Origin of the sequence: Tepidiforma bonchosmolovskayae, from assembly GCF_008838325.1 — a bacterium.
Taxonomy (GTDB): Bacteria; Chloroflexota; Dehalococcoidia; order Tepidiformales; family Tepidiformaceae; genus Tepidiforma; species Tepidiforma bonchosmolovskayae.
Window position 1 is genome coordinate 1,283,231 of record NZ_CP042829.1, and the last position, 26,786, is coordinate 1,310,016.

Annotated in this window: 26 protein-coding genes and 1 riboswitch; of the genes, 21 read left to right on the forward strand and 5 right to left on the reverse strand. The window is 72.0% G+C overall.

Annotated elements, in window-relative coordinates; genetic code table 11:
- Positions 1-8: 8 nt before the first annotated feature.
- A complete protein-coding gene (gene fsa / locus Tbon_RS06450) occupies positions 9-665 on the reverse strand; it encodes a fructose-6-phosphate aldolase (RefSeq protein WP_158066866.1) in 657 nt (218 codons plus the stop codon).
- A 418-nt stretch (positions 666-1,083) separates the two neighbouring features.
- Between fsa and Tbon_RS06455 the strand changes: the two genes are divergently transcribed.
- The 4 genes from Tbon_RS06455 to Tbon_RS06470 all read left to right on the forward strand — a co-directional run bounded on the left by Tbon_RS06455 (position 1,084) and on the right by Tbon_RS06470 (position 6,479).
- Positions 1,084-1,833, forward strand: a complete 750-nt coding sequence (locus Tbon_RS06455) for a hypothetical protein (RefSeq protein WP_158066867.1) — start codon at positions 1,084-1,086, stop codon at positions 1,831-1,833.
- Positions 1,833-2,639, forward strand: a complete 807-nt coding sequence (locus tag Tbon_RS06460) for a hypothetical protein (RefSeq protein WP_158066868.1) — start codon at positions 1,833-1,835, stop codon at positions 2,637-2,639. The genes Tbon_RS06455 and Tbon_RS06460 overlap by 1 nt, the downstream gene beginning before the upstream one ends.
- A 25-nt stretch (positions 2,640-2,664) precedes the next feature.
- Positions 2,665-4,893, forward strand: a complete 2,229-nt coding sequence (locus Tbon_RS06465) for a S8 family serine peptidase (RefSeq protein ID WP_158066869.1) — start codon at positions 2,665-2,667, stop codon at positions 4,891-4,893.
- Between the two features lie 323 nt (positions 4,894-5,216).
- Positions 5,217-6,479, forward strand: coding sequence for a portal protein (locus Tbon_RS06470; protein WP_225734723.1), 1,263 nt, complete (start codon positions 5,217-5,219; stop codon positions 6,477-6,479).
- Positions 6,480-6,485: 6 nt separating this feature from the next.
- Here the strand turns inward: Tbon_RS06470 and Tbon_RS06475 are convergent, their stop codons facing one another.
- Positions 6,486-7,562, reverse strand: a complete 1,077-nt coding sequence (locus tag Tbon_RS06475) for a restriction system modified-DNA reader domain-containing protein (protein ID WP_192498203.1) — start codon at positions 7,560-7,562, stop codon at positions 6,486-6,488.
- A 284-nt stretch (positions 7,563-7,846) separates the two neighbouring features.
- On the opposite strand from Tbon_RS06475, the gene Tbon_RS06480 reads away from it, so the two are divergent.
- Positions 7,847-9,088: an AAA family ATPase gene (locus Tbon_RS06480; protein ID WP_158066871.1), complete on the forward strand. Its 1,242-nt coding sequence runs from the start codon at positions 7,847-7,849 to the stop codon at positions 9,086-9,088.
- A 113-nt stretch (positions 9,089-9,201) separates the two neighbouring features.
- On the opposite strand, the gene alr is transcribed toward Tbon_RS06480, so the two are convergent.
- Complete coding sequence (alr, locus tag Tbon_RS06485) at positions 9,202-10,377, reverse strand: alanine racemase (protein ID WP_192498204.1); 1,176 nt, start codon at positions 10,375-10,377, stop codon at positions 9,202-9,204.
- Positions 10,378-10,453: 76 nt separating this feature from the next.
- On the opposite strand from alr, the gene Tbon_RS06490 reads away from it, so the two are divergent.
- The 15 genes from Tbon_RS06490 to Tbon_RS06555 all read left to right on the forward strand — a co-directional run bounded on the left by Tbon_RS06490 (position 10,454) and on the right by Tbon_RS06555 (position 24,094).
- The gene (locus tag Tbon_RS06490; RefSeq protein WP_192498205.1) at positions 10,454-12,685 is read left to right on the forward strand and encodes a transglycosylase SLT domain-containing protein; all 2,232 of its coding nucleotides are present in this window, start codon (positions 10,454-10,456) and stop codon (positions 12,683-12,685) included.
- A gap of 72 nt (positions 12,686-12,757) precedes the next feature.
- A complete protein-coding gene (gene rpmH, locus Tbon_RS06495) occupies positions 12,758-12,901 on the forward strand; it encodes a 50S ribosomal protein L34 (protein ID WP_158066874.1) in 144 nt (47 codons plus the stop codon).
- Between the two features lie 12 nt (positions 12,902-12,913).
- A complete protein-coding gene (gene rnpA, locus Tbon_RS06500; RefSeq protein WP_158066875.1) occupies positions 12,914-13,318 on the forward strand; it encodes a ribonuclease P protein component in 405 nt (134 codons plus the stop codon).
- Positions 13,318-13,539 carry a membrane protein insertion efficiency factor YidD gene (gene yidD / locus Tbon_RS06505; RefSeq protein ID WP_374761716.1) on the forward strand — a complete coding sequence of 74 codons (222 nt, stop codon included), beginning with the start codon at positions 13,318-13,320 and terminating at the stop codon, positions 13,537-13,539. Before rnpA ends, yidD begins: the two co-directional genes overlap by 1 nt.
- A 746-nt stretch (positions 13,540-14,285) precedes the next feature.
- A complete protein-coding gene (locus Tbon_RS06510; protein ID WP_192498206.1) occupies positions 14,286-15,437 on the forward strand; it encodes an outer membrane protein assembly factor BamB family protein in 1,152 nt (383 codons plus the stop codon).
- Positions 15,437-16,297, forward strand: a complete 861-nt coding sequence (locus tag Tbon_RS06515) for a YidC/Oxa1 family membrane protein insertase (RefSeq protein WP_158066878.1) — start codon at positions 15,437-15,439, stop codon at positions 16,295-16,297. Before Tbon_RS06510 ends, Tbon_RS06515 begins: the two co-directional genes overlap by 1 nt.
- Positions 16,248-17,258, forward strand: a complete 1,011-nt coding sequence (gene jag / locus Tbon_RS06520; protein WP_158066879.1) for an RNA-binding cell elongation regulator Jag/EloR — start codon at positions 16,248-16,250, stop codon at positions 17,256-17,258. Before Tbon_RS06515 ends, jag begins: the two co-directional genes overlap by 50 nt.
- A 92-nt stretch (positions 17,259-17,350) precedes the next feature.
- Complete coding sequence (locus Tbon_RS06525) at positions 17,351-18,094, forward strand: carbohydrate kinase family protein (protein ID WP_158066880.1); 744 nt, start codon at positions 17,351-17,353, stop codon at positions 18,092-18,094.
- Complete coding sequence (locus Tbon_RS06530) at positions 18,094-18,864, forward strand: ParA family protein (RefSeq protein WP_158066881.1); 771 nt, start codon at positions 18,094-18,096, stop codon at positions 18,862-18,864. Before Tbon_RS06525 ends, Tbon_RS06530 begins: the two co-directional genes overlap by 1 nt.
- Complete coding sequence (locus Tbon_RS06535; RefSeq protein WP_158066882.1) at positions 18,861-19,877, forward strand: ParB/RepB/Spo0J family partition protein; 1,017 nt, start codon at positions 18,861-18,863, stop codon at positions 19,875-19,877. The genes Tbon_RS06530 and Tbon_RS06535 overlap by 4 nt, the downstream gene beginning before the upstream one ends.
- 2 nt (positions 19,878-19,879) lie before the next feature.
- On the forward strand, positions 19,880-20,356 hold the full coding sequence (locus tag Tbon_RS06540) for a RidA family protein (protein ID WP_158066883.1): 477 nt from the start codon (positions 19,880-19,882) through the stop codon (positions 20,354-20,356).
- 424 nt (positions 20,357-20,780) lie between these two features.
- Entirely contained in the window at positions 20,781-21,722 is a 942-nt protein-coding gene (locus Tbon_RS06545; protein ID WP_225734724.1) for a ribose-phosphate diphosphokinase, read from the forward strand.
- A gap of 85 nt (positions 21,723-21,807) precedes the next feature.
- Positions 21,808-21,946: riboswitch (cyclic di-AMP (ydaO/yuaA leader) on the forward strand.
- A 113-nt stretch (positions 21,947-22,059) separates the two neighbouring features.
- Positions 22,060-22,236: a hypothetical protein gene (locus tag Tbon_RS13805; protein WP_192498207.1), complete on the forward strand. Its 177-nt coding sequence runs from the start codon at positions 22,060-22,062 to the stop codon at positions 22,234-22,236.
- A 138-nt stretch (positions 22,237-22,374) separates the two neighbouring features.
- Complete coding sequence (locus tag Tbon_RS06550) at positions 22,375-23,277, forward strand: DsbA family protein (protein WP_158066885.1); 903 nt, start codon at positions 22,375-22,377, stop codon at positions 23,275-23,277.
- Between the two features lie 55 nt (positions 23,278-23,332).
- The gene (locus Tbon_RS06555; RefSeq protein ID WP_158066886.1) at positions 23,333-24,094 is read left to right on the forward strand and encodes an alpha/beta fold hydrolase; all 762 of its coding nucleotides are present in this window, start codon (positions 23,333-23,335) and stop codon (positions 24,092-24,094) included.
- Here Tbon_RS06555 and Tbon_RS06560 read toward each other — a convergent pair whose 3' ends face one another.
- A complete protein-coding gene (locus tag Tbon_RS06560) occupies positions 24,095-24,601 on the reverse strand; it encodes a DUF2231 domain-containing protein (RefSeq protein ID WP_158066887.1) in 507 nt (168 codons plus the stop codon).
- A gap of 224 nt (positions 24,602-24,825) precedes the next feature.
- Here Tbon_RS06560 and Tbon_RS06565 point away from each other — a divergent pair, with 224 nt between their 5' ends.
- Positions 24,826-26,028 carry an acyl-CoA dehydrogenase family protein gene (locus Tbon_RS06565; protein WP_192498208.1) on the forward strand — a complete coding sequence of 401 codons (1,203 nt, stop codon included), beginning with the start codon at positions 24,826-24,828 and terminating at the stop codon, positions 26,026-26,028.
- A gap of 5 nt (positions 26,029-26,033) precedes the next feature.
- Here Tbon_RS06565 and Tbon_RS06570 read toward each other — a convergent pair whose 3' ends face one another.
- A complete protein-coding gene (locus Tbon_RS06570; protein ID WP_158066889.1) occupies positions 26,034-26,531 on the reverse strand; it encodes a PadR family transcriptional regulator in 498 nt (165 codons plus the stop codon).
- Positions 26,532-26,786 lie beyond the last annotated feature (255 nt).

A 26,786-nucleotide genomic window follows, 5' to 3' on the forward strand; every position in this document is an offset into this window, starting at 1 on the left:
GGCGGGGCTCAGGCCTTCAGCAGGCCGGCCTTACGGGCGTCGTCGAGGAACCGTTCGATCCCGGCGTCCGTGAGCGGGTGCTTCAGCATCTGCGGGAGGAGCGACGGCGGGATGGTTGCGATGTGGGCGCCGGCCAGCGCTGCCTGCGTCACGTGCAGCGGGTGGCGGAGGCTCGCCGCCAGCACCCGCGCCTTCAGCCCGTGCGTCTCGACGATCTCGACGCACTGGCGCACCAGCTCCATCCCGTCGTGGCCGACATCGTCGAGCCGGCCCACGAACGGCGAGAGGTAGGCCGCCCCGGCGAGCGCCGCGAGGAGCGCCTGGTTCGCCGAGAAGATGAGCGTCACGTTGACCCGGATGCCTTCCCTGCTGCAGCGGTGAATCGCCTCGAGCCCTTCGGCGTCGATCGGGATCTTCACCACCACGTTCGGGTGCCAGCTGGCGAGCTCGCGCGCCTCGGCGACCAGCTCGTCCGCCGTGCGCGAAATGCACTCCGCCGAGATGGGACCATCGATGACCGCCGCAATCTCCTGGATGCGCTGGCGGTAGCTGACGCCGCCCTCCTTCGCGAGCAGGCTGGGGTTGGTGGTCACGCCGCTGATGACGCCGTAGCGGGCGGCGGCGCGGACCTCGTCGATGGAGGCGGTATCGAGGAAGAGCTGCATGGCGGGCATCCCCGGGGCTGGCGTTGCGTGCTCCCTGCATGGTACGGGAGCGGCGGATTACGGGGATGACGCCCCCGGGGCCGGGAGACGACGGCGGCCCCCCGCCGGAGAAGAGGGGGCCGCCGTCGGGAGTCCAGGTGTCCGCCTGAGGGGAACGCAGCAAGAGGAGGGCGTCGACCTGGTGCCTGCGGGCGGCGCAGGGGCCCTGGAACCCTGAGCCGCGCCACACGCAACATATTAGGCGCAACTAACACTGCATGCAAGAAGCTGCTGAATCATATGCCCGGTGTGTGCGAAATCGGCCGCGGGGGAGGGGTGGCGGCGCCGCACCCGCCCTTCCCGAATCTTTCGCCGTTTCTTCCGCGAACCCGTGGGCGCCCGTACACTCGGACGAGCAACGCCCCCGGGAAGGTTCGGTATGCCCCGCCTCCGTACGCTGGCCGTCTGCGCCATCGCGTCCCTCCTGCCCCTTGCCGCGGCCTGCGGCGACGGTGCCGCCGATACCCCGGCAGCGGCCGGCAAGACGCCCACCGTCGAGACCACGAACCCGGGCGTCAGCCCCCGGCTCGACCCGCCGGCGAGCAAGTATGTCGTCCGCGTCGAAGACCTCGGCACCAACTGGATTACCGATATCCCCAGCACCCTCACCGTCGATGCCGCCGCCTACGCCCAGACGGCCGTCTTCAAATCGGCCGGCGACGGCGAAAAGCTGCTGAAGGACTGGGGTTACCAGGGCGGCTACCAGACCGGGTATTCGCCCGAAGGGCGCGACACCGCCGTCCTCAACGGCGCCTACTACATCCGCACCGAGTGCCACCTCTTCGCCCAGGAAGCGGGGGCGAAGCAGGCGTACGACTACTTCGTGAAGTTCGCCGCCGGGCAGCCGGGCATGCAGCCGGTGAGCATGGCCCGCGTCGGCAACCAGAGCGCCGCGTACGTGATGACCCTCGGCACGATCGGGAAGTCGAGCATCGCCGCGGTCTACCACCAGGTCATCTTCCAGCGGGGCAACCTCGTCTGCGTGGTCCTCACCAAGGGCGCCGAGCCGTTCATGAAGGTGGACGCGGCCCGCGAGATCGCCCTCATCAGCGATAAGAAGGCGCTCGGCCAGCTCGATGCGCCGGTGCCGACGCCGACCAGCAACTACACGCCGGCGGCCGGGAACTGATGGCACGACGGAAGCGTCCCTCGCAGCCGGTCCTGGTGCTCCTTGCCGGGCTCGTGGTGATTGCGGCGGCCGCCGTCGGCACGCTCCTCCTCACCAGCGGCGGCGATGGGAACTCCGGCGGCAGTGCGAACGTTGGTACGAACGTGAAGGAGCCGACGCCAGCCAGCAGCGGCGGCCTCGCCGGCGGCCCCGAGCCGACGGTCCAGCTGCCGGCCAGCAAGTACGCCCCGCTCCTCTCGGAGATGCCGCCCGAGATGAAGGTGAACGTCTCGGAGACGTTCGCGATGAACCTCGGCACCTTCTCCGCGTCCTACTGGTTCGACACGAACGCCCAGGGCGAGGAGCTTGCGAAGCAGTGGCGCATCCTCGACGGCTACCAGGTCCAGTACGACCCTGTCGGCCTGGCAGCCCAGGTCGCCAAAGGGGGCTACTACGCGTGGGCCGAGGTGTACCTCTTCGAAAACCCGGCCGGGGCGAAGCTCGCCTACGACTACCTCGAAGGGCGGCTTGCGGCCCGCAAGGGGAGCGAGCGCGCCCAGGCGAAGCCGCTCGGCAACCAGTCCGCCGCCTTCCGCTACGCCGGCCCGACCATCGGGACGACCGACATCCCGTCGGTCTATCATCGCTTCGTTTTCCGACGGGGCAACGCCGTGGTCGCCATCCAGACCTTCGGCGCGGTCCCGTACATGTCGACCGACCAGGCCCGCGAACTCGCGCTCCTGGTCGATGCCAAGCTCCTCGGCCAGGCGCCGGCCGTGGAGCCGACGCCGATCCCAACCCCGGCTATCGGAGTGATCGGCAACTGACGGCCTGAGGGCGGAAGGAGGCCCCGTGCGACGACGCTGGTTTGCCATTCTCCTGGCAGTAGCGGGGATCAGCGGCGCAGCGGGAGCGGCGGGCAGCAGCCCGGCGCCTGCGGGGGCCGACCCGGCGCAGCCCCCGGCGGCCTACATCGCGGTGCAGTTCGATACAGCCCTCCGCGCCCAGGCCCGCCAGGAGTGGATGCCGCCGCCCACCCTCGCGGAGCAGGGCTTCGCCTCCATCCCCGTGCCGCCCGGCCGCGACCCCGCGGAGTTCGCCGCCGAGATCTCCCGCGCACCCAACGTTGTGAGCGCCGTGCCCGATGCCCCGGTGCGGGCGGCGGAAATCCCGAACGACCCGTACTACCTCGGCTCCGGCAGCGGGCCGAACCAGGCGCAGTACCTCGCCGCCATCGGGGCGCCTGCCGCGTGGGACCTCCACACCGGCTCGCGCGAGGTCATCGTGGCCGTGATTGATTCCGGGCTCGACGTGCGCCACCCCGAGTTCGCGGGCCAGCTCTGGGAGAACCCGGTCGACAACGGGAGCGACGGCATCGACCGCGACGGCAACGGCTGCATCAACGACCGGTACGGCTGCCGCTTCATCAACCTGACGCAGGTGAACGCCGCGATGTGCGGCTACACCAGCTCGACGCCGACGGGCGCCATCCTCGACGACATGCCGAGCAGCCACGGCACGCTGGTGGCCGGCATCATCGGCGCAGCGGGCGATAACGGCATCGGCGTGACCGGCGTCGCCTGGAAGGTGCGGCTGCTGACGGTCAAGGCGCTCGACTGCCGCGGCGAAGGGTTCATGACGCGCATCGCCGAGGCGATCGTCTATGCCGTGCGGCAGGGGGCGCGCGTCATCAACATCAGCATCGCCTCCGACCCGCCCCACACCCAGGCCGATATCCCCGCCCTGCGGGCAGCCCTCCAGCTCGCCCAGGACAGCGGGGTCATCGTGGTGGCGGCGGCCGGCAACCATGCGGCAGGGCAGCCGGCCGGGGTGGCGTATCCCGCGGCCTACACCCAGTATCCGAACCTGATCGCGGTCGGCGCGGCGAACAACCTGGACGGCATGACCTGGGCGAGCTACAGCAACTACGGCCCGGCGATCGACTTCGCCGCCCCCGGCAACCGGCTGCTCTCGACCACCCGCACCGATGTCGGGCTCTCGAACCCGTACGCCGAGATCGGCGAGCCGAACGGCGGCTTCCAGGGCGGCACCAGCTTCGCGACGCCGCTGGTGAGCGGCATGTTCGCCCTCCTCATCTCCCGCAACACCAGGCTGAGCGCCGATGACTACATCGCCGCGGCCCGGGCTGCGGCCACGCCGGCGCCGCCCGCGCCCCACGGCCAGAACTGGGCCGGCAGCGGCATCATCAATATCGGCGGGGCCGTCGCCCGCATCCCGCTCTCGTTGACGGGCGTGCCCCAGCACGACTGGCGCGACGTCCCCGGCGGGACGGTTATCGAGGCGCGGGTGGGCACAGCGGTCTGCGGTTCGACCACGGCGATCGCGGCGGGGCCGGTTTCGACCTTCACCGTCAAGGTGAAGAGCGCCGCCGAGCAGCCGGGCTGCGGCGCCCCGGGCGCGACGGTCGAACTGGTCATCGGCGGGCTGGCCGCGAAGCCGACCGTCACCTGGGGCGGGCGGAACACCGACCTCGGCGTGGCCGGCCTGTTCGTGAGCAGCGTCTCGCCGCCGCCGGGGTCGGTGGTGGTGCAGACCATCGGCAGCGGCTGGTCGAACCTCGCGCACCTCGAGGCGACGGGCCCCCTGCCGGGCGCGGCCTCGACCCTGCCGCTGCCGTGGAACGCCATCTACCGGTGGGACCCGCTGAAGTGGGCGTTCAGCGAGGCCGAGGGAGTGCTCGGCGCCTACCGGCGGTTCATCCGCGGAGCGCCGGGGGCCGTGAGCGATTACCCGGTCATCCAGCAGTACGACGCCTACTGGGTTGATGCCCCGGCGGCGAACGTTGCCTCGCTCAACCCGAACCCCGCGCCCGGGCGGACCATCCAGCTGGCGGCGGGCTGGAACAACATCACCTACACCGGGCAGTCCCGGGCCGTGGCTGACGCCCTCTCGAGTATCGCCGGGAAGTACACGCAGGTTTTGCAGTACGACAACGCCAGCGGCCGCTGGCTGAGCTACCTCCCGGGCCAGCCGCGCTACCTGAACGATTTCGGCGGCCTCTTCACCCTCCGGGTCTACTGGGTCTACATGAAGGAGCCCGGCACGCTCGTGATGCAGTAGCCGGGGCTGCCCCGCCCCGGTGCAGCCCCTCCCCGGGGGAGGAGGGAGCCCCGCCCCGGTGCAACCCCGCCCCGGGGGAGGAGGGAGGCCCCGCCCCGGTGCAGCCCCGTCCCGAGGGAGGAGGGAGCCCCGCCCCGGTGCAACCCCGCCCCGAGGGAGGAGGGAGCCCCGCCCCGCGGTCTGCCCCGCCCCGAGGGAGGAGGGAGCCCCGCCCCCGCCCCCTCCTCCCCACTCCCTCCCCGCAGTGCCGCCCGGGCCTTGGAGATCGCGGCGACCCCTGCCCACGCTCCGGGGAGCACGCTTTCCCCGGAGGTCAAGGCCCGGTGCCGTACCAGCTTCCCCTGCCCGATGTCCCGCTGCCGCTGCAGCTCCGCCAGCTCGACCACGACCGGATGGCCCGGTACCGCGAGAACCTGGCCTTCTACCAGGGCCGCCACTGGACCGGCCGGGGACGCCGCGGCGAGCGACGCCTCACCTTCAACTACGCCCGCGCCATCGTCGATAAGGTCACCGGCTACCTCCTGGCCGGCGCCGCTGTCCAGGTCGTCGGCGACGATTCCCCGGCCGGCATCGAGCGGGCCCGCGCGGCCGAGCAGGCCCTCCGGAGGGTGGAAGCGGCCAACGGGCTGAGCCAGCTCGACTTCGAGACCGAGCTCGATTGCGCCATCCTCGGCGACGGCGCCTACCGGGTCGCCTGGGACGCCGCGGCCGGCGAGGTGCGGGTCACCGCGCCCGATGTCCAGGGCCTCTTCGCCTGGCGCGACCCCGGCGACCCTGCCCGGCTCACGGGCGTCGCCCACCGCTACCGCGCCGGCGATGAGGAGCTGGTCGAATGGTGGTCGGCAGAAACGTTCGAACTCTGGCGGGGGTCGGAGCTGGCCGAGCGGCTGCCGAACCCGTACGGCTTCATCCCCTACGTCATCTTCCCGAACCTGCGGGAGCCGAAGGAGCCCTGGGGCGCCAGCGACCTCCCGCCCGTGATGGAGGCGAACCGGGAGCTGAACCGCGCCTTCAGCCAGCTCAGCCAGGTGCTCGAACTCTCGGGCAACCCGATCGCCGTGCTCGAAGGCGTCACCGGCTCGGAGGACATCACCGTCGAGCCGGGCGCCATCTGGGAGGTGCCCGAGGATGCGCGGGCCTACCTGCTCGACCTTCTCCAGGGCGGAGGGGTCGCCCTCCACACGGCCTACATCGACCTGCTCTACCGGGTCATCCACGACCTCGGCGAGTCGCCGCGCACGGCCTTCGGGCACAATCCGCAGGGGTTAAGCGGCGTGGCGCTGAACATGGAGCTCGACCCAATTGCACGGAAGGTGGAGCGGAAGCGGCGGATCCGCACGGCGGTCTACGAACGGCGGGCGTGGATGGTGCTGCAGCTGCTGGCGCGGTTCGCCGGGCTGGAGGTGGAGGGGCTGCGGCCGGTGATGCAGTGGGGGCCGGTGCTGCCGGCCGACCGTTCGCGGCAGGTGCAGGATGCCCGGGCGCTCGTGGAGGCCGGGATCATCTCCCGGCGGACGGCCGCGGCGAGCCTCGGCATCGACGACCCCGAGCTCGAGCGTGCCCTCGTCCGCGAGGAGGCCGGCTGAGGGCTACTATGCTCCCCCGGTGAGGCGGCGGAGGTACTCCGCGCGAATATCCGCAAGGGTCCTGTCACCGCACATCCAGTAGCCCCAGCCGTTGGCCGCTGTGTCGCGCACGGCCCGGGCCGCGATTGAGGGATTCGTATACGCCTGCCCGTTCACCTGGATCCCGTCCGGGCGGACGAAACCTTCGCCAAAGCTGGAACCGATCTGGATCGTGAGGCGGTCACCGACCCTGAGGAGCCCGGCGCCGACCAGGTCGGCGATGGTGACCCGTGAGCCGTCGGGCTTGAGCGGGAAGTTAACCTTCCGCTTCGCAGCCTGGGCGCCGCCAGGTTCCGCGGCCGCCGGCGGTGCGGGCGCCGCAGCGGAACCGGAGCCCTCCGGCGCGGGAGACCCGGCTGCCTTCGCCTCGGCGCCAGGTCCATTGGCCGCGGCAGGGCTCCGGCGGGTTCGCCCCATCAGCTTGTCGATGATTTCGACCACAGCCTGGCCGGAGATCCGCTCGCCGAACCGGGACCGGACTGCCCGGCGGAGCGCCTGGACGGCCTGGGAGTCAGGATTGGACAGTTCATCGGCCACGACGCGCTCCGCGAGCAGCCGGCTCAGCGGATTTGCGCTGGCCAGCGACTCGCGACTGAATAGCCGGAGCACCTCCCACGCCTCCAGTACCTCGTCCTCGGAGCCGTCGAGCCGCACCGTCGCAACGCGCTTCTCCGGCAGGGCGCCCGCGGCGTGGGCGTTGTAGATGGCCCACGTCACGCCGTTCGTCACAAGGCACCAGCGGACGCCGAGGATCGAGGCGTACTGGACGCACTGTGCAGCGGCTGCGTCTGTGACCGGAAGGCGCACCGCCTTCGCCTCGAGGATCGCCTGGGCCTTGCCCCCGGCGTACAGCTCGTAGTCGATGAACTCACGCGTGGCCGGGACGGGGACTTCTCGGCGGAGGTCGCCCACCGTCGTGTAGCCGAGAAGGCGGAGCACCGGGTCGATCAGGTAGACCCGGGTGTCCGCCTCGCTCAGGTTTTGCGACGCGTAGGTGGGAAGCGACTGGACGTGATTAAGGAATTCGGCGGGCGGCTCGGTCATGCCGGGAGCATAATCCGCTCGACACCGTTGCTCAATTGCCGCGCACAGTTCGCGGCGCTGAGCGGCGCACGATTCGCCCGCGGTAAGCCGGCGGGGGCGGCGCGCTGCAGGCGCGGGTGAACGGCGCCCGCCCGCAGTGACACGGCGGTGGACGGCGGGTGAACGGAGCGGAAGAACTCCGTAGGAATTGCGGCCTGAAGTGGATATCCATCTTCCCATGCGGTGGCCGCAGGGTGACGATGCGATGACCGGCGGGGAACACCCGCGGAAAGGACGGAAGACCCATGACCCCACATCTCGTCACCCTCCTCGTCGACAGCGACGAGCTCGCACGCGAGATGCTGCGCCGCCGCCTCGAACAGGCGGGACTCGAGGTGACCCTCGAGCGGCCCGGCGGCCTCGCTGCCCAGCAGACCATCGCCGAATCGCACCCGGACGTCATCATCGTCGCGGTTGAACCGCCGATGCAGCGGGCGCTGCAGGTCATCGACTTCGCCCGAGCCCTCCTGCCCGGGGCGATGCTTGTCGCGTACGCCCGCGAATGGTCGCCCCACCTCGAGCGGCGGCTGATGCAGGCCGGCGTCAACGACTTCCTCCACGGGCAGGTCTCGCGCGAGCGGCTGATCGAGGTCGCTGCCCGGGCCCGGGCGATGGCGATCCGCCGGGCGAAGCTGGCGACGGAGGAGTTCGCGCCGCTGGGGCGCATCGTCACGGTCGTCGGCCAGAAGGGCGGCATCGGCAAGACCACGACGAGCACGAACCTCGCCGCCGCCATCGCCGCGAGCGGCCAGCGCTCGGTGCTGCTGATCGACCTCGATACCCGCTTCGGCGACGTGGCGGTCATGCTCGACGTGAAGCCCGAGTACACCGTCTCGGAGGTCGCGCGCGAACCGCAGTACCTCGACCGCGAGGTCTTCCACCGGGTGCTGCTCCGGCACGAGTCAGGGGCGTACGTGCTTCCCGCCCCGCGCGACTACCGGAGCTGGCTCAACTGCACCCCCGAGGAGATCCAGCGGCTCATCCGCTTCGCCGCCACCGTGTTCGATGTGGTGATCTGCGACACGCCGGGCACCTACAACGACGTGGTCGGCGCAGCGGTGGAGGTCAGCGACCGGGTGGTGGCGGTCACCAGCTCCGACCCAGCCAGCCTGAAGAACGCGGCGCTGCTGGTCGAGCACTCCCGGATGAAGGGCCGCCCGGACGATGCGCTCATCGTCACGCTCGTCCACGGTCACGGCGAGGCGGCGCCCGCCCGCGGCGAGGTGGAGTTCGTCATTGGCCACCCGGTGAACTTCGAGGTGCCGTTCGACCCGGCGGTGCGGAAGGCGACGCAGGCGGGCGTCCCGGTGGTCCGCTACCGGCCCGGCGCGCCCGCCGCGCGCGTGTTCGAGGCGCTCGCGGCAGCGGTCGCCGGCTATCCGCCCCCGGCGGGTGAACGTGAGGTGCGGGCCCGCTTCTTCGGCGTCTTCGGCCGGAAGGCACGGCAGGCCGGAGCGCAGCCCGGCCGCGAACGGGCGGCCGTGTAGCCGGCATCCTCCGCCGCGCCGGCGGGCGGCGCGGCTGTTCGAGACAGGTTCCCTCTCCAGGCGCGAAGCCCCCGGGACCGGATGCCGGGGGTTTCGTGCGCCGCGCGCGGGGGCTACCAGGCGGGAGGGACGATCGTTTCGACGTGGCCGCCCCGGTGGTAGATGCGGGGCAGCCGGCCCGAGAGCCCGGCGAGCAGGTCCCAGGCGATGGTGCCGGCCAGGCGGGCGGCTTCGGTGGCGGTGATCCGGTCGGCGCCGTCGGCGCCGAGGAGCGTCACGATGGTGCCCTCGTCAGCGCCGGGCACGTCGGTCACGTCGGCGAGGAACTGGTCCATGCAGACGCGGCCGATCATCGGGCACCGGCGCCCGGCGACGAGCACCTCGCCGGCGTTCGTGAGCGAGCGGCGCCAGCCGTCGGCGTAGCCGATGGGCACGAGGCCTGCGCGGGTCGGCCGGCTCGCGCGCCAGGTCAGCCCGTAGCTCACGCCCTCGCCGGGGGCCACCCGGGACACCCGGGCGAGCCGCGCGCGGAGGGCGAGCACCTGCCGGAGCTCCGGGCCGGGCGTGTTCGCGGGGAGTTCGCCGTGGAGGGCAAGCCCGATGCGGACGCCGGAGTAGCGGAAGCCCGGCCGGCGGAGCGCCGTGGCCGAGTTCGCGGTGTGGAGATACGGAATCCACGGGAGGGCCCGGGCCGCGGCTTCGAACCGGCGGTGCTGCTCCTCGCTGAAGGAGTCGTCGGCCTCGTCGGCGTTCGCCATGTGGGTCATCAGCCCCTCGACGACGATGCCGGGCAGCGTGCGGCAGTACTCCGCGAGCGCAATCGCCTCCTCGAGTTCGTTGCCGAAGCGGTGGAGGCCGGTATCGACCTTGATGTGCACGGCCGCCGTGGCCCCGGCTTCGACCGCTGCCGCCGAGAGGGCGTCGGCGAGCGCGCGGGAGTGGCAGGTGAGGGTGAGCCGGGCGCGCACGGCCTGCGTCGCGTCGGCGGGAAAGGCGTGGCCGAGGACGACGATCGGGCGGGTGACTCCGGCCTGCCGGAGGAGGTAGCCCTCGTGTGGCCACACGACCGCGAACCGGTCGACGCCGGCGGCTTCGAGGGCCGGGGCGACGGCCGCGGCGCCCGCACCGTAGGCGTTCGCCTTGACCACGGCAATCAGCTCGACCGGGCCGAGGAGCGCCTTGAGGGTGCGGACGTTCGCTTCGAGGGCGTCGAGGTCGATTTCGAGCCACGCGTTGAGTGCGGTGGTGACCTCGGCGAGGGCGTTGCGGGTGGTTGGCGGGTGGGCCACGAGCCTGACCGGTCCTTTCGCCTGGCCGCGGGGAGGCCTTTGACCGGCCTCCCGCGTGGAGCCTAGCATCGGCGACGTGAGGGCCGGACGCAATCGCGCGGCCTGGGGCGGGTTCGTCCTCCTCTGTACCGCAGTCGTTCTCGCTGCCGGGCTCATCGAGGTGGGCCGGGAGAGCGCTCCGCCGCCCGCCGCCGAGCGCACGTCCACGCCGGCACCGCCGCCCGCGCCTTCGCAGACTGCGACGGCCTCGCCGGGGCCCGGGGGGCCGGGGGCCGGCCGTAATGGCCCGGAGGAGCTGTTATGCGAGGGCCGGTTCGCCGAGGCGCGGGCCGCGTTTGAGGCCGCAGCACAGGACCCCGCGGCCGCTGCCGAGGCGTGGTTCGGCGCCGGCCGCGCCGCGGAGGAGCTGGGCGACCGCGAGGGCGCCATCGCGGCCTACCGGCGGGCCCTGGGCGCAGCGTCCGCCGGCTCCGAAACAGCCGACCGCGCCGCCTACCGCCTGCTCCGCGCGCTGAACAACGCCGCCAGATTCGGCGACGCGCTCGATGTCGAACTCGCGGCGGGCGGCGGCACGGTGGCGGCCTACGCCCGCTACGAGCGGGGGCGGGCCCTGGCCGGGGCCGGCCGCGGCGCCGAGGCGGCGGCGCTCTGGGAACCGATCGCAGCTGATACCGGGCTGGCGGCGGCCGTGCGGGCGCAGGCGCTCGAGGGGCTGGCCGGCCTCGCGCGGGATGCGGGCGACCTCGCGGCGCTCGCCCGCTGGCTCGACGCGCGGATAGCGCTCGACGGCAGCCCGGCGGCGCGGTTCGAACGGGCCGAAGTGGCGCGCCGGCTCGGCGACCCGGCGGGCTTCGAGCGTGAGCTGCGGGCGCTCCTGGCGGCGTCGCCCCTCTCCCGCGAAGCCACGCTCGCGCTCGGGGCGCTGGAGGCGGCCGGGTACGCGGTCGACCCCGGGCAGGCCGGCTTCATCCTCTACCGGCGGGGCGCCTATGCCGAGGCCGCACGGGTGCTGACGGCCGGCCTCGAGGAGCCGGGCATCGACGCGGCAGCGCGGGCCTACCGCGCGTACTACCTCGCCGCCGCGCTCGAAGAGCTGGGGCGGGTCGACGAGGCGGTCGCCTGGTACGACGCCGCAGCGGCAACGGGCGCCGATTCGCCGTTCGTCCACCGGGCGAAGTACTGGGCGGCGCGGGTTCTGGAAAGCGCCGGGCGGCGCGGCCAATCCGCGGTGCGCTACCTCGACCTAGCGGTGAACGGCCCGCCCGGCGAGTTCACGGCGGAGGCAGCGTTCCGCGCCGGGTATGATCGGTATGTCGAACGAGACATCACCGGGGCCCTCGCGGCCTGGGAGCAAACGGCGGCCGCGGCGAGTCCGCGGCTCGAGTACTGGCGCGGGCGGGCGCTCGAGGCCGCCGGGCGGAAAGGGGAGGCTGCGGACGCCTACCGGCGGGCGGTCGCGCTCGACCGGTTCGACTTCTTCGCCATCGAGGCGGCGGCGCGGCTGGGGGAGCCGGTGCTCGCGCTCGAGGTGCGCTACCGGGCGCGGGACCTTTCGCGGGGCGTCGACTGGGAAGCGATTGCGGACTGGCTCCGCGGGCGGATCGGGGGCGACTGGCCGGGGTCGGCGCCGACGCCGGCCTGCGCGCTCGCCCGAGCAGGGCTCGGGGACGAAGCGGAGGCCGAGCTGGAGCGTGCGGCTGCCGGCGCTCGGCCGTGGCGGCTGCTGGAGCTCGCCCGGGAAGCGCGCAGCTGCGGGCTGGGTCACCTTGCCATCGGCTACGCGGTCCGGGTGCGGCAGGCGGCCGGGGCCGCCCCGTATGACGTCCCGGCCGACCTCCTGCGCGTGTCCTACCCGGTGTTCTACGGTTCCGCGGTTGACCGGGCCGCCGCCGCCGCGAACATCGACCCACTCTTCCTCGCTGCCCTCGTCCGGGCGGAGAGCCTCTGGGACCCGGGGGCCGGGTCGGCCGCGGGTGCGCTCGGGCTGACGCAGGTCATCCCCTCGACCGGCGAGGGGATTGCGCGGGCGCTCGGGGTCGCGGGGTTCGAAACGGCCGACCTGTTCCGGCCGGCGGTGGCGCTGGAGTTCGGAGCATATTATCTCGGTGTGCAGCTGGGGCGGTTCGGCGACCCCCTGCTGGCACTGGCGGCCTACAACGCGGGGCCGGGGAATGCGCTGCGGTGGGCTGCGGGCGGCGATGCCGGTGCAGCGGAGCTGGCGGAGCGGATCGACTTCCGGGAGACCCAAGCGTATGTGCGGGTGATCGTTGAGGTGTACGCGTACTACGTTGCGGCCTGGGGCCCGTGATTCGACGATAACCGGCGGGGCGCGGTAACGTGGAGGTTCCCGCGGGCGGGAACGGGAAGCAGGAGGTGAGCCATGGCGACGAAGCGCACGTACCAGCCGCACCGGATTCCGCGGAAGCGTGAGCACGGCTTCCTGAAGCGGATGTCGACCCGGGCCGGGCGGCTCGTGCTGAAGGCCCGGCGGCTGAAGGGCCGGAAGCGCCTGACGGTCGTGTAGGGCCGGCGAGCGATGGACCGTTCGCGCCGCCTGCGGAAGGGTCCAGAGTTCGATACAGCGTATCAAAAGGGGACTGCCGTGCGCGGTCCCCTTTTGGTTGTGCGGGTGTCGCCGAACGGTCTGGGGCGGGACCGCTGGGGGTTTGCGGTGGGTCGGCGGCTGGCCCCGCTGGCGCACGACCGGAACCGGGTCCGGCGGCGGCTCCGGGAAGCGGCCCGCCAGGCCGGCGGGGAGCAGGGACGCGATATCATCGTGGTCGCGCGGGAGGGTGCGCTGACCGCGCCGGTTGCGGAGCTGGCAGCGGAGCTTCGGCGCCTCTTGCGGCGGACGTCGAAGGGTGGTGCCCCCGGGGAGCGCCGGTTGGCTGGGGATGCGGAGGCGGCCGGTCAGGAGCAGAAGCAGGAGGGCGACAGGTGATTGGCCGGGTGCTGGCGAAGCCGCTGATCTGGCTGGTGGTCGCGTACCAGGCGACGTTTTCGAAGGTCATGCCGCCGGTCTGCCGGTTCGAGCCGTCGTGCTCACGATACGCGAAGGAGGCGCTGGAGCGGCACGGGGCGTTTCGGGGCGGGTGGCTGGCGCTTCGGCGGCTGAGCCGGTGCCGTCCGTTTGGCGGGAGCGGGTACGACCCGGTGCCGTAAGGGCGGAGCCGGGTTCCCGAGCCGTGCTGGCAATGGCGTGTGGGCGCGGGGAAGGCGCGGAACCGGGGCCGGTGTCGGCACGGGCATCGGACGGAAAGGTGGCACCTTCTCCCCGGTGCGGAGGGCGGGTAGCGAAGGAAAAGGCGGCCTGGTGCGTCGGTTGTCATGTTTCACGTGGAACGGATAAGTCGCAGCTGAGCGCTGGCGCAGCGAGGAATGGGGCGGCGACGAACCTGTGCGTCCGTTTCACGTGGAACCTGCCGCGTTCGGCGAGCAGCGGCAGCTGAGCGGGAGCCCTCGTCCGGCGAGGTCGGGATTCCCGCGGCTGTTCGGCGCGGCGTTTCACGTGAAACGCCAGCGCAGCGGTCGTTCCATGGCTTGCGCTCGGCCATCCTGGCTCGGCGCTGATGCAGCGCGCCGGGAAAGTCCCGCGGGGCGCGGCCCGGCGTTTCACGTGCCACACTGCCGCTTCGCGGTGCTGGCAGCCCAGCCCCGGGGCACGGTTTCACGTGGAACGCCCGCGACGCCGGGTTCGGGGACGGGGCGTCCGCCAGGCGTGTTTCACGTGGAACGCCGCCGGACGGCCAGGCCGCCCCCAGTGGGAGCCCCGGCCCTCGGGATGCCTCGCGCCGGTGTTTCACGGGGAACCCCGCACCCGCGCATCATGCGAACAAATGTTCGTCGTTCCACGTGGAACACCCCCGCCCCCGACGGCCCGTAAGCAAAGGGCCTGCTACCATCCTCGCGTGACTCGCCTCCGCCTCGCCGGCGCCGCCCTCCTCGCCGCCGCCGCCCTCCTCGCTTCCGCCTGCGTCTCCGTCACCAACCCCGAAGGCTGGGCCCCGCCCGTCCTCGACGGCACAGCCCTCTACCTCACCACCGACCATGGCCACATCTCCCGCACCGCCCTCGCCGCCGACGGCCGCTCCGCAACCGCCGCCTGGACGTTCCCCGATAAGGACATCAAGGCCGACGACAAACTCCGCCCCAACGCCGCCTACGGCCCACCCATCCTCGCCGACGGCCGCGTCTACTACGCCACCTACGAGGCCGGCGTCTTCGCCCTCAACGCCGAAACCGGCCGCCCCGAATGGCCCGAAGAAGGGAAGACCAACGCCTCCGCCATCAAGGGGAACATCGCCGGCGGCCTCGCCTACGCCAACGGCATCCTCTTCTTCGGCACCACCGAAGGCCGGCTCTACGGCTGGTACGCCGCCAACGGCGCCCCCGCCCAGGGCTGGGAGACTCCCCTCCAGTTCGACTCCGGCATCTGGGCCACGCCCGTCGCCATCGGCGGCACCCTCTACGTCGCCACAATGAACGGCGAACTCCACGCCATCCGCATCAGCGACCGCTCCCCCGCCTGGCCCCAGCCCCTCAAAATCTCCGGCGCCATCCCCGACCTCGTCGCCCTCGACGATGCCCGCCTCTTCGTTCCCAGCATCAACCGCCACGTCTACATCGTCGAGGCCGCCACCGGCCGGGTCCTCACCGACTTCCGCGCCAAAGACTGGGTCTGGACCGCCCCCGCCCTCGACGGCAACCGGCTCTTTTTCGGCGATTTTGGCGGGCACATCTACGGACTCGACATAAGCACGTCTCCGGCCACCGAGCTCTGGTCCCCGGCCTCCACCGAAGGCCACCGCGTGAAAGCCGCCCCCGTCATCGTGGATGATGTGCTGGTGGTTGCCGACCGCGGCCCCGTCGTCACCTTCATCGATGCCCGCTCCGGCGAGGTCCTCAACCGCGTGCCGATCGACGGTGCCGGCACCGTCCGCGCCAACCTGCTCGCCGCCAACGGCGGGGCCTACATCCTGACGACGAAGGCCCGGCTCTTCTTCGCGAACCCGGCCAACCGCTCCGTCGTCGAAGTGCCGGTCAGCGGGGTGAAGCGCTGATGGGCGAGCTCTTCACCATTGCCCTGCTCAACCCGATGGTGAACCTCCTGGTTCTCCTCAACAACGTGCTCTTCGGCTCGTTCGGGCTCGCCATCATCGCCTTCACCATCCTCGTCCGCGTCGCGACCTTCCCGCTCACCTACCGCCAGCTCCACGCTACCCGGCAGATGCAGGCGATCCAGCCCCGCGTCCAGGAGATCAACAAGAAGTACAGCGACCCGAAGCGCCGCCAGGAAGAGATGATGAAGCTCTACCGCGAAGCCGGCGTGAATCCCCTCGGCTGCCTCGGGCCGATGCTCATCCAGTTCCCCATCCTTATCGCCCTCTACAGCGCCGTCCGCATTGCGCTCCCGAACTCGCCGGAAGCCCTCGAAAAGCTCTCAAGCCACGTTTACGATTGGGCCTATCTCCAGCATGCCCTGCCCGTGAAGGAATTCTTCCTCGGCATGGACCTGCGCCACCCCAACCTCCTCATGGTGGTGCTCGTGGGCATTACCACCTACGCCCAGTCGAAAACTACCGTCACTGTCAGCACCGATGAACGGGTCCGCCAGCAGCAGGCCATGATGAACGTGATGCTGCCCCTGATGTTCGCCTTCTTCGCGCTCCAGTTCCCGAGCGGCGTCAGCCTCTACTGGGTCGTGAACAGCATCGTCGGCATCGGCTTCAACATCCTCATCTATGGCTTCAAACCGCTCGGCATCGAACCGTTCTTCAAGGTCCGCGCGCCCGCACCGGCGCCCGCGGCGGCCGAGCCAGCTCCCGCAGCGGCCGCCGTCTCATCTGCTCCAGAACTGAGGACACCCACCCATGGACCAGGCCGAAGCAAGCGGCAAAACCGTCGAAGACGCCCTGAATAACGCCCTCGCCATCCTCGGCGCAACCCGCGACGAAGTCGAAGTCACCATCCTCGACGAAGGCAAGAAAGGCGGCCTCTTCAGCCGCGGCCGCGATGCCGTCGTCCGCGTGACCCGGATCGCCCGCCCGGGCGCCGGGCCGGCCCCCGACCCGGCCCCGGCACCGTCCGCCGCCGATGAGCCCCGCAACGGGGGCGGCCGCCCTCGCCAGCCGCGCCGCAGCCCCCAGGCCGCCGAGGGCGGCCAGCGCGGCGCAGGCCCGGCGGGAGCCCGCTCCGCCGAACCGCCGCCCCTCCGCCTCACCCAGGCCGATTTCCTCCGCCCCGGCGAGACGGCGCCCGCTGCGCCGGCGCGGGCCGAGCGGCCACGCCAGCCGGCCCGCCCGCGGCAGGAGCGCCCCGCGGCGCCTGCCCGCCCGGCGCGCCCATCCCGCCCGTCCCGGCCGAAGGAGGACCAGCCCCACGTGGAACCCGACATCAACGCCGAGGAGGTCGATTTCGCCGCCCAGACGATCGACGACATCCTCCGCATCCTCGGCATCGACGCCGAAATCTCCATCCGTGAGCCGATCACACCGGGCGACGGCCGCGGCTCCGTCCTCGCCGTCATCGATATCCGCGGCGACAACCTCGGCGTGCTCATCGGCCGCCGCGGCGAAACCCTCCTTGCACTCCAGTTCCTCGTGAACCTCGCGCTCGCCCGGAAGTACCCCGGCCGCGGCGGCGTGACGGTCGACATCGAGCACTACCGCCACCGGAACGAGGAGCGGATCGTGGAGATGGCCCGCCGCATGGGCGACCGCGTCCGCCAGACCGGCACCCCGATCACGCTCGAACCGATGTCGGCCGCCGAACGGCGCATCGTCCACCTCCAGTTCGTCGATGACCCCGAGCTCGAAACCCACAGCATCGGCGAGGGGGAGAACCGCAAAGTCGTCATCAGCCGGAGAGGCGAAGGAGGCTAGCCACGCGCGCACTGGTCGCCGGCAACGTCGCCCTCGACCGCACCCCCGATGGCGGGTGGGCGCCCGGCGGCCCTGCGCTCTATTCGGCGCTCATGGCCCGCTCCCTCGGCTGCGAGGTCACCCTCATCACCGCCCTCGAACCCGATTTCCCCCTCGGCATCCTCGACGGCATCGACCTCCGCGCCGCGCCGGGGCTCGTCGCCCGCTACGAAAACCGGTACGACGCCCGCGGCAACCGCACCCAGCGCCTGCTCGCGCCCGGGAGCGACCTCCAGCTCGTGCCGCACCTCTACCCCGGCGAAACGTTCGACCTCGTCTTCTACGCCCCGGCCTACCACGAGTTCCGGAAGGCGCCGCTCCGCTTCAAGGGGGCCGTCGTCGGCGTCTCGCTCCAGGGCGCCCTCCGCGCGTGCGAACCCGACGGCCGCGTCGTCCCGAACCCCCGCCCGCTCGAGGCGGCCCGCGCCCTCGTCCGCCCCGGCTGGTGCGCGTTCCTGAGCGAGGAGGACACCGCCGCCCCCGAGGCCCTCGCCGCCGCCCTCGCCGCGGAGAAAACGCTCGTTGTCCTGACGCGTGGCTACAACGGCGCTACACTGTTCGAACTGGATGGCAGCACGCAGAGCTACCCCGCCCTGCCTGCCCTGGCGACCGAGCCGACCGGCGCCGGCGACTGCTTCGCCATGGCGTTCATGGTCCGCCTCGCCGAGACCGACTCCGTCGACCAGGCGATGCGGTTCGCGCTCGCGGCGGGCGCCCTCGCCGTCGAAGCGCCCGGGCTCGCCGGCATCGCCACCCGCGCCGCCATCGAAGAACGTATGACCAGGGAGGCCGCCTGATGGGAGCTCGCATCGTCTCGCTCGTCAACCAGAAAGGCGGCGTCGGCAAAACCACCACCGCCGTCTCCCTCGCCGTGGCCCTCGCCCGCCGCGGCCAGCGCGTCCTCCTCGTCGACCTCGACCCGCAGGCGAACGCGACCAGCGCCCTCGGCGTCCTGCGCAGCGACCGCCCCGGCGTCTACGATGCGCTCCTCGACGAGACGCCGATCGACGAGTGCATCGCCCGCGTCGAAGCGGAGGGCGTCGACCTCGTGCCTTCGAGTGCGGAGCTCTCCGGCGCGGAGGTCGAACTCGTCCCCGTCCTCGCCCGGGAGCGGCGGCTCGTGAACGCCCTTCAGCCCGTGCGCGAACGGTACGACTGGGTGCTGATCGACTGCCCGCCCTCGCTCGGGCTGCTCACGATCAACGCGCTGACCGCGAGCGACAGCGTCATCATCCCCGTCCAGTGCGAGTACATGGCGCTCGAGGGACTGAGCCGGCTGATGGAGACGCTCGAACTCGTCCGCCGGAACCTGAACCCGGGCCTCTACATTCTCGGCGTCATCCTCACGATGTTCGACCCGCGCACCCGGCTCGCCCAGCAGGTGGTCGATGAGGTGCGGGGCCACTTCCCGCAGACGTTCGCGACCATCATCCCGCGGTCGGTCCGCCTGAGCGAGGCGCCGAGCCACGGCCAGTCGATCTTCCGCTACGACCCGGGCGGCCGCTCGGCCGCCGCTTACGAGGCCGTCGCCTCCGAACTCTTGGAACGCGTGGGAGTCGCCGTATGACACAGCCGAAGCGTGGACTGGGCCGGGGGCTCGATGCCCTCTTCGGGAGCTCCTCGGCAGCGCCCCCGGTGCAGGAGCCGCCCGCCCCCGCACCGCAGCCCCCCGCCAGCGAGGCGCCGACCATTCCCGAGCGCGAACCGGCGCACGAGGTCCCGCCGGAGGCGGCTGCCCGCGTCGCGCCGGAGCCGCGGCCCGCCCCGCCCGCCCGCCGCGGCGGCCCTGAGCTGCTCGATATCGACCTGATTGCGCCCAATCCCGAGCAGCCGCGCACCCACTTCGAACCCGAGCAGCTGCGCGAGCTCGCCGAATCGATCCGCGAGCACGGCATCATCCAGCCGCTCATCGTCACCCGCGACGACGAAGGCGGCTACCGGCTCATCGCCGGCGAACGGCGCCTGCAGGCAGCTCGCCTCGCCGGGCTCGAAACGGTGCCCGTCGTGGTCCGCGAAGCCGCGGATTCGGAGCTGCTCGAGCTCGCCCTTATCGAAAACATCCAGCGCGCCGACCTGAACCCGGTCGAAGAGGCGATGGCCTACCGCCGCCTCATCGAGGAGTACGGCCTCACGCAGGAGGAGGTGGCCCGGAGGGTCGGCAAGAGCCGCGCCACGATCGCGAACGCGCTCCGCCTGCTCCAGCTCGAGGCGGAGATCCGGCGCAGCCTCGTCAGCGGCGAAATCACCGAAGGCCACGCCCGCGCCCTCCTCGGCCTGCCCGAGGGGCGAGGCCGGGTGAACGCATGGCGCGAGGTCGTCCGCCGCCAGATGTCGGTCCGCGACACCGAAAGCTATGTCCGGCGGCAGCTCGCGGCCTCCCCCGCGACCGCCTCGAAGCCGGCCGCGCAGACGGCCCGCCGCGATGCGGCGCTCAGCGACATCGAAGCCCGCCTCCGGCGCGCCCTGAGCACCCGCGTCCGCGTCGAACCGCAGAAGAAGGGCGCGAAAATCATCATCGAGTGCTACTCGCCGGAGGAGTTCGAGAACGTCGTCGCCACCCTGCTCGGGGAGTACCAGTAGCCATGGCGCACGAAGAACGGCCCGAACACCGCCTCGCCGACCTTGGCATCGAGCTGCCGGCCGTGCCGCCGCCGGCGGGGCTCTACGCCCCGGCCGTGCGTTCCGGCAGCCAGCTCTTCGTCTCCGGGCAGGTGCCGCGCGCCGCCGACGGCTCGGGCGTGGCCGCCGTCGGCAAGCTCGGCCACGACATCACCGTGGAGGAGGGTGCGGCGCTGGCGCGGGTCTGCGCTCTGCAGGCGCTCGCCGTGGTCCGCGCCGAGCTCGGCAGCCTCGACCGGGTGCGGCGCGTCGTGCGGGTCGCCGGGTACGTCGCGAGCGCGCCGGGGTTCACGCAGCACCCGGCGGTCATCAACGGCGCCTCCCAGCTGCTGCTCGACGTCTTCGGCGAAGCCGGCCGCCACGCGCGGGTCGCCATCGGCGTCGCCGAACTCCCCGCCGGCGTCCCGGTCGAAGTCGAGTTCCTGTTCGAGGTCGACTGACCCGTACCGGACCCCTTGTGGACGGCACCGGCCCCAGCGATACCGGTTGGGTATCCCCCCTCACCGCTTCGGCGGGAGGGCCAGGCCGCGGCAACGCGGCCTTTGTTGTATCTGACCCCGGAGCGACGTTCGGCTGATGCGGGCGGCGGCCTGCATCGACGGCTTTAACCTCTACTACGGCCTCCGCGCGCTGCGCGAACGGGCGCCGCAGTTCGGCGAGAACCGCTGGCTCGATCTGCGCCGGCTGGCCCAGGAGCTTGCACCAGGCGCGGAATTGGGAGCCTGGGCTGTGAGGGCAGGCCATACCTGCTCCCCGTTCCCCGCTCCCTGCTCCCTGCTCCCTGCTCCCTTCTACCTCCCCCGACCCCGTGCTACCCTCCATCTCGGCGCAGCCAGAAGGCCCGCCGCATCGAGGGGACTGCCGGTGTACAACGACCTCGCCATCTTCTCCGGCCGCGCCCACCCGGCGCTCGCCGAAGCGATCGCTGCCCGCCTCGGCCGCTCCCTCGGCAGGGTCGATGTCTTCGAGTTCTCCAACGAAAACATCTTCGTCCAGTTCCAGGAGAACATCCGCCAGCGCGACGTCTTCCTCGTCCAGCCGTTCGTCAGCCCCGTGAATACGTCGATCATGGAGCTGCTCATCATGATCGACGCCGCCCGGCGCGCCTCGGCCGGCCGGATCACCGCCGTCATTCCCTACTACGCCTACGGCCGCAGCGATAAGAAGGACCAGCCGCGCGTCCCCATCACCGCCCGGCTCATCGCCAACATGCTCGAAACCGCCGGGGCCGACCGCGTCCTCACCCTCAACCTCCACGCCGGCCAGATCCAGGGCTTCTTCAACATTCCCGTCGATGAACTGAACGCCCTCTACCCCGTCTCGGCCTACTTCCGCACCAAGAACCTCGACAATTACACCGTCGTCGCCACCGATGTCGGCGGCGAAAAGCGCGCCCGCGACCTCGCCGTCCGGCTCGACCGGCCCCTCGCCATCATCGATAAGCGGCGCATCGGCAACGCCGAGGTGACCGAGGCGATGCACGTCATCGGCGACGTCGACGGCCGGAACTGCCTCATCCTCGACGACGAAATCAGCACGGCGGGGACGATCGTGTCGGCCGTGCACGCCCTGCGGCAGCACGGCGCCCGGGAGATCATCGTCAGCTGCTACCACCCCGTCTTCGCCGGCCCGGCGGTGGACCGGCTGCGCGCGCTCGACGTGCAGGAGATCGTCGTCACCGACTCCGTTCCCCTCGGCCCGGAGAAGATGCTGCCGAACATGACGGTCATCCCCGTCGCGCCTCAGCTCGGCGACGCCATCGGGCGGATCCACAGCGGGCAGTCGGTCGGCGCACTCTTCCAGTAGCCGGCGCCCCGCCCGGCGCGCCCGTCATCCGGCTGTCATGCGCTGTTGACGAACTGTTCATCCACACGCCCCCGCACATGTGGTACAACTACGGGTGCCGAATCGGCGGAACTGCCGCCGAGCGGGGGACCCGTCTCCACTGGGGTGTATCCCGGCTCCGGCCGGGTAGGCGACTCCCCTCGCCGAACCCGTCAGCTAACCCCGCAGGCGTAGTGGGAGAGGCCCGGCAGCCCTCCAGCCTGCCGCACGTGCCTCTCAGGTCCGCAGGGACGTTCGCACCGGGCCGCCCCGGCGCCGGGCGGGCTCCCCTCAGCCCCGCGATGCAAGGAGGCACGCAATGCTCCGACCCGAATTCCAGTCCTGGTGGCGCCGCTGGCTCGCCCCCCAGCCCGCCGACGCCGTCGCCCGCCGGCAGACGCCCCGCATCTGCCCCGAGTGCCGCGCCCGGTACGAACCGCGCGACCGCTACTGCCCCGGCTGCCACATGGCCACCCCGGAGTGGCGCTACGGCTGAAGACGCCCAGTTCCCTCCTCTGGTGTGCTGCGACCCCTGGCAGCACACACCGGCGGGCCGCCCCAGGCACGGGCGGCCCGTTCGGCGTGGTCTTGACCGGCGCGTGATCGCTGCGCCCCGGCCTGCGACAATGCCCGGGTGACCTCACCCGAGCCCGGGCAGCCGGGCCCCAGCGACCTCCCCGGGCCCCCGCCGCCCTTCGCGGTCGAAGAAGGCAGCGGCCGGCCGGTCTACCTCCGCCGCCAGCCCGCCTGGAGCTACTTCCTCACCCCCGGCGCCATCCTGCTCGGCGCGCTCGTGATCGCCGCCGCCATCTGGTGGCAGCCCGGCAGCGACGACCCGGCATCGCCCGCGGCCACGCCCGGGGCTGCTGCGGCCAGCACCGCGCCTGCCGGTTCCCCCACCGCCCGGCCCCAGGCCGCCACGCTCCTCGATACCTTCCTCGGCTACGCCCGCTCGCTCGGGCTCGATGAGCAGAAACTGCTGCAGTGCCTGAACGACAGCGCCAACGTCCAGCTCATCAACAGCCACCTCCAGCGCGGCAGCCAGCTCGGCGTCTCGGGGACGCCCACCTTTTTTATCAACAACAAGAAGCTGGTCGGCGCCCAGCCGACGGCCCTCCTCCTCGAAATCGTCGAAAAGGAGCGCTCGGCGAACCCGCCGGCCTCCCTCGCCGACTACTCGCAGCAGCTCCAGCAGCTCGCGGCCCAAAACCCGCCATCGTTCGAAATCCTGCCGCAGCGCCCCGACCTGTCCGGCGCCGCCTTCGAAGGCGACCCGAACGCGCGCGTCGTCGTCGCCGAATTCAGCGATTTCCAGTGCCCCTTCTGCCAGCGCTGGACGCAGACCTCGCTCCCCGAGCTGCGGAAGCTCGTCGGGAGCGACGTTGCCCTCGCCTTCCTCCACTTCCCCATCACGCAGATTCACCCGAACGCCGGCAACGCCAGCCTGCTCGCCATCTGCGCCGGCGCCCAGGGGAAGTTCTGGGAGATGCACGACCTCCTCTTCGCCCGCCAGGCGGAGTGGTCGAACCTGCGCTGACACGGCTGGCAGGCCCGCACGCAGCGCGCGGCGGCTTCGCTACGATCACCGAGGAATGCCCGAAACCCGCCGCTCCGGCCTCCGCATCCACTACCGCGTCGAAGGGCGCGGCGCCCCGGTCGTCCTCGTCCACGGCTACACGGCGAGCGGCTGGGCGAACTGGATCGCCGCCGGCTGGGCCGAGCGGCTCGCCGGCCACCACACGCTGATCATCCCCGACCTCCGGGGCCACGGCCGGAGCGAGAAGCCGCACGCCGTCGAAGCCTACAGCCGGCAGGCGCTCGCCGCGGATGTCCTGGCCGTCATGGACGAAGAGGGCATCGAAACCGCCCCGGTGGTCGGCTACTCCATGGGCGGGATGGTCGCACTCGAACTGCTCGGCCGGCACGGGAAGCGGTTCCCCCGCGGCATCGTCGGCGGCATGGGGAGCTACTTCCCGCGGGGCCGGGGCCGCTTCGCCTTCGAACGGCGGCACCCGCGCAGCCTCGCGCCGCGCCGCCGCCTGCTCGATGTCCTCGCCTACCTCGCCCGCTACTGGAGCGAGATGGACCTCGTCGCCCTCAACCGGGTGTTCCGGGGCGTCTTTGCCGACGGCGTCCCCGTCGAGGCGGAGCTGCTGCCCGCCATCCGGCAGCCGGTGCTCGTCGCTGCCGGCACGCGCGATGTTTTCTTCGAGCCGGCCGTCGCCCTTGCCCGGTCGCTCCCGAACGCCCGCTTCCTGCCCGTCCCCCACGATGCGCATGTGAGCGCAGTGCGGAATCCGCGGTTCATCGAGGCGGCCGCCGCTTTCCTCCGCGGTGAGACGGCGCCGCGGTAGCTATCCGCCGTGCACGAAATTGCCGACGTCCTTCCAGACGAGCTGGGCCCCGGAGTGGCCGGCGACCGTCATCACGGCCGTGGCAATCGCTGCGACGGCGAGCACGGCAGCCCAGGCCGCCAGCGGCGCCCAGCGCGGCAGCTCCCGCTTCCGCTCCAGCCAGGCCAGCACGGCGAACCCGATGAGCGCCGCCCCGAGGAGCATGGCCCAGAAGAATGCCGCGTCGCCCTGCTCCGGGTGGTCGCCGAACCGGGCGCGCTGGCCGACCGCCTTCGCCGCGTCCTTGACCCGGTCTTCGATGGCCTCGCCGCTCGCCTTCGCTGCCCAGGCGAACACGGCCCCGGCGACGCCGATGAGCGCCACCGGGATGGCGTAGGAGCGCCGCCAGGCCGGCCGCCAGCCCGTCACGGCGTGGGCGACGGCCGCCAGCGGCACAAGGACGACGGCCGCGTGCACGAGCAGCGGGTGGCCCGGCAGGCCGGCAATCGAACTGAACGCAAGGAACATCTGCAACCTCCAGGTGCCCCCGTGTGATGCTGTCCCCGCCGCAGTGTGGCGCGCCCGCAGCCTCCGCGGAAGGCGGCGCAAGGCAGTCCATCTTTACCCTGCAGGGGCAGCCGAACCCGGCGGATGCGCCGGTGCGAACAGGCAGGACCGCGCCGCTCGACACGGCCGCCAGCGCCGGCGCACAATCGGCGCCGAGCCCGTTCGCGCACTGGAGGTCCCGCGCCATGGAGTTCCGCGATTCGCCCGCCGAGGCCGCCTTCCGGCAGGAAGTGCGCGCCTTCCTCGATGCCGAATTCCCGCCTGAGTTCGCCGAGCGGCCGGTCGAATGGGGGCTCTTCAACGGCGCCGGGCGCGCCGTGCCCGGGTTCGCCGAGTTCATGCGCGAGTGGACAAAGAAGCTGAACGCCCGCGGCTGGGGCGCCCCCGCCTGGCCGAAGGAGCACGGCGGCGGCGGGCTCTCCGTCAAGGAGCAGTTCATCCTCAGCGAGGAGTTCGCCTGGCGGCGCGCCCCGCGGCCCGGCGGCATCGGCCACGGCTGGGCCGGGCCCACCATCATGGTCTACGGCACCGAAGAGCAGAAGCGCGAATACCTCCCGAAGATCATCTCGGGCGAGCATATCTGGTGCCAGCTCTTCTCCGAGCCCGGCGCCGGCTCCGACCTCGCCTCGCTCCAGACCCGCGCCGTGCGCGACGGCGACGACTACGTCATCAACGGCCAGAAGATCTGGACCTCCGGCGCGCAGCACGCCCACATGGGCATCCTCCTCGCGCGGACCAACCCCGACGCGCCCAAGCACCGCGGCATCAGCTACTTCCTCGTCGACATGAAGACGCCCGGCATCACCGTCCGGCCGCTCGTCAACATGCTGAACAGCCACGAGTTCAACGAGGTCTTCTTCGAGGATGTCCGCGTGCCGGCGAAGAACCTCCTCGGCGAGGAGAACCGGGGGTGGTACCTCGCCACCACGACGCTCGATTTCGAACGGAGCGGCATCGCCACCAGCGTCTCCCACCAGCTGATCGTGCGCGACCTCGTCCGGTTCGCGAAGGAGTCCCCGGTTGGTAGCCGCAGCGTAGCCACACGGCCCTCGATCCGCACCGAGCTGGCCGACCGCGCCATCGAGGCGCAGGTCGAATCGCTCATCTCCTACCGGATCATCTCGATGCAGGAGCGCGGCCAGATTCCGAACAAGGAATCATCGATCGCGAAGCTGTACTCGAGCGAACTCGATGTACGCCTGGCCGTGACAGCCATGCACCTCGCCGGCCTCTACGGGCAGATCACCGACCGCGAGGATGCGCGCGTCCTCGGCGGGCGGATCGCCCGGTTCTACATGCACAGCACCACGAGCCCGATCGGCGGCGGGACGAGCGAAATCCAGCGGAACATCATCGCCACCCGCGGGCTCGGGCTGCCGCGCGGCTGAGCCGCCTAGCCGGCGCGGCGGAGCTGGCCCTGCAGCCAGGCGATATCGGCCCGGAGGTGGGCCGCCTCCCGCTCCTCGAGCGCGGCCCGGGGGCCCGCGGCGCCTGCGCGCAGCCCCCGCTCGAGCGCCGTCAGCCGGCGCGCGGCGGCCGCCATCCGCTCGCGGAGCACCTCCGTGAGCCCCGGCGCCGCGATGGCGCCCCCCGCGGCAAGGGCCAGCGCGAAGGCCGGACCATCGACCGGTTCGCGCCGCAGCGTGCGCAGGGCCGCCCGGGCGAGCTGCTCCCGGCCGGCGCCGGTCAGCTCGAGCCGCTTCCGGCGGTGGCCGGTTTCCCCGGTTTCGAGCTGCACGGCGACAAACCCGTCCCGTTCGAGCGCATCGACGGCGCGGTAGAGCGCGCTCCGGCTCACCGGCAGGCCGAGCCCGGAGAGGTGGTCGAGCAGGGCGTACGGGTGGGCAGGCGAGAGGGCGAGGGCGGCGAGTACGGCGAAGCTGGCATCCATGGCCGCGATCCTGCCCGGTCTGCGTCTCGGGGACGTATCGGGGATTCGCCCGATTCCGTCCTGCCGGCACGCCCAATTCGGCCCGCCCGCGCCGCCGATCCTCCCCCGCGGGAGCTGCTCCCGCCCGGGAAGGTCCCTCCCGGGCGTGCCGGTCCGGCAGGGGAACGGCCCGCCGGCCCACGCCGGGGAGCGGCCTCCCCCGCACCCGGTTATCGAACCGGAACTTGACCGCCCCGGTGGAGAGTTGGTGACCGG

Excerpts from the sequence above, each read along its gene's own strand:
- fsa (WP_158066866.1), bottom strand. The coding sequence starts at position 665 with ATGCAGCTCTTCCTCGATACCGCCTCCATCGACGAGGTCCGCGCCGCC.
- Tbon_RS06455 (WP_158066867.1), top strand. The coding sequence starts at position 1,084 with ATGCCCCGCCTCCGTACGCTGGCCGTCTGCGCCATCGCGTCCCTCCTG.
- Tbon_RS06460 (WP_158066868.1), top strand. The coding sequence starts at position 1,833 with ATGGCACGACGGAAGCGTCCCTCGCAGCCGGTCCTGGTGCTCCTTGCC.
- Tbon_RS06475 (WP_192498203.1), bottom strand. The coding sequence starts at position 7,562 with ATGACCGAGCCGCCCGCCGAATTCCTTAATCACGTCCAGTCGCTTCCC.
- Tbon_RS06480 (WP_158066871.1), top strand. The coding sequence starts at position 7,847 with ATGACCCCACATCTCGTCACCCTCCTCGTCGACAGCGACGAGCTCGCA.
- rpmH (WP_158066874.1), top strand. The coding sequence starts at position 12,758 with ATGGCGACGAAGCGCACGTACCAGCCGCACCGGATTCCGCGGAAGCGT.
- rnpA (WP_158066875.1), top strand. The coding sequence starts at position 12,914 with ATGGACCGTTCGCGCCGCCTGCGGAAGGGTCCAGAGTTCGATACAGCG.
- Tbon_RS06515 (WP_158066878.1), top strand. The coding sequence starts at position 15,437 with ATGGGCGAGCTCTTCACCATTGCCCTGCTCAACCCGATGGTGAACCTC.
- jag (WP_158066879.1), top strand. The coding sequence starts at position 16,248 with ATGGACCAGGCCGAAGCAAGCGGCAAAACCGTCGAAGACGCCCTGAAT.
- Tbon_RS06525 (WP_158066880.1), top strand. The coding sequence starts at position 17,351 with ATGGCCCGCTCCCTCGGCTGCGAGGTCACCCTCATCACCGCCCTCGAA.
- Tbon_RS06530 (WP_158066881.1), top strand. The coding sequence starts at position 18,094 with ATGGGAGCTCGCATCGTCTCGCTCGTCAACCAGAAAGGCGGCGTCGGC.
- Tbon_RS06535 (WP_158066882.1), top strand. The coding sequence starts at position 18,861 with ATGACACAGCCGAAGCGTGGACTGGGCCGGGGGCTCGATGCCCTCTTC.
- Tbon_RS06540 (WP_158066883.1), top strand. The coding sequence starts at position 19,880 with ATGGCGCACGAAGAACGGCCCGAACACCGCCTCGCCGACCTTGGCATC.
- Tbon_RS13805 (WP_192498207.1), top strand. The coding sequence starts at position 22,060 with ATGCTCCGACCCGAATTCCAGTCCTGGTGGCGCCGCTGGCTCGCCCCC.
- Tbon_RS06555 (WP_158066886.1), top strand. The coding sequence starts at position 23,333 with ATGCCCGAAACCCGCCGCTCCGGCCTCCGCATCCACTACCGCGTCGAA.
- Tbon_RS06560 (WP_158066887.1), bottom strand. The coding sequence starts at position 24,601 with ATGTTCCTTGCGTTCAGTTCGATTGCCGGCCTGCCGGGCCACCCGCTG.
- Tbon_RS06565 (WP_192498208.1), top strand. The coding sequence starts at position 24,826 with ATGGAGTTCCGCGATTCGCCCGCCGAGGCCGCCTTCCGGCAGGAAGTG.
- Tbon_RS06570 (WP_158066889.1), bottom strand. The coding sequence starts at position 26,531 with ATGGATGCCAGCTTCGCCGTACTCGCCGCCCTCGCCCTCTCGCCTGCC.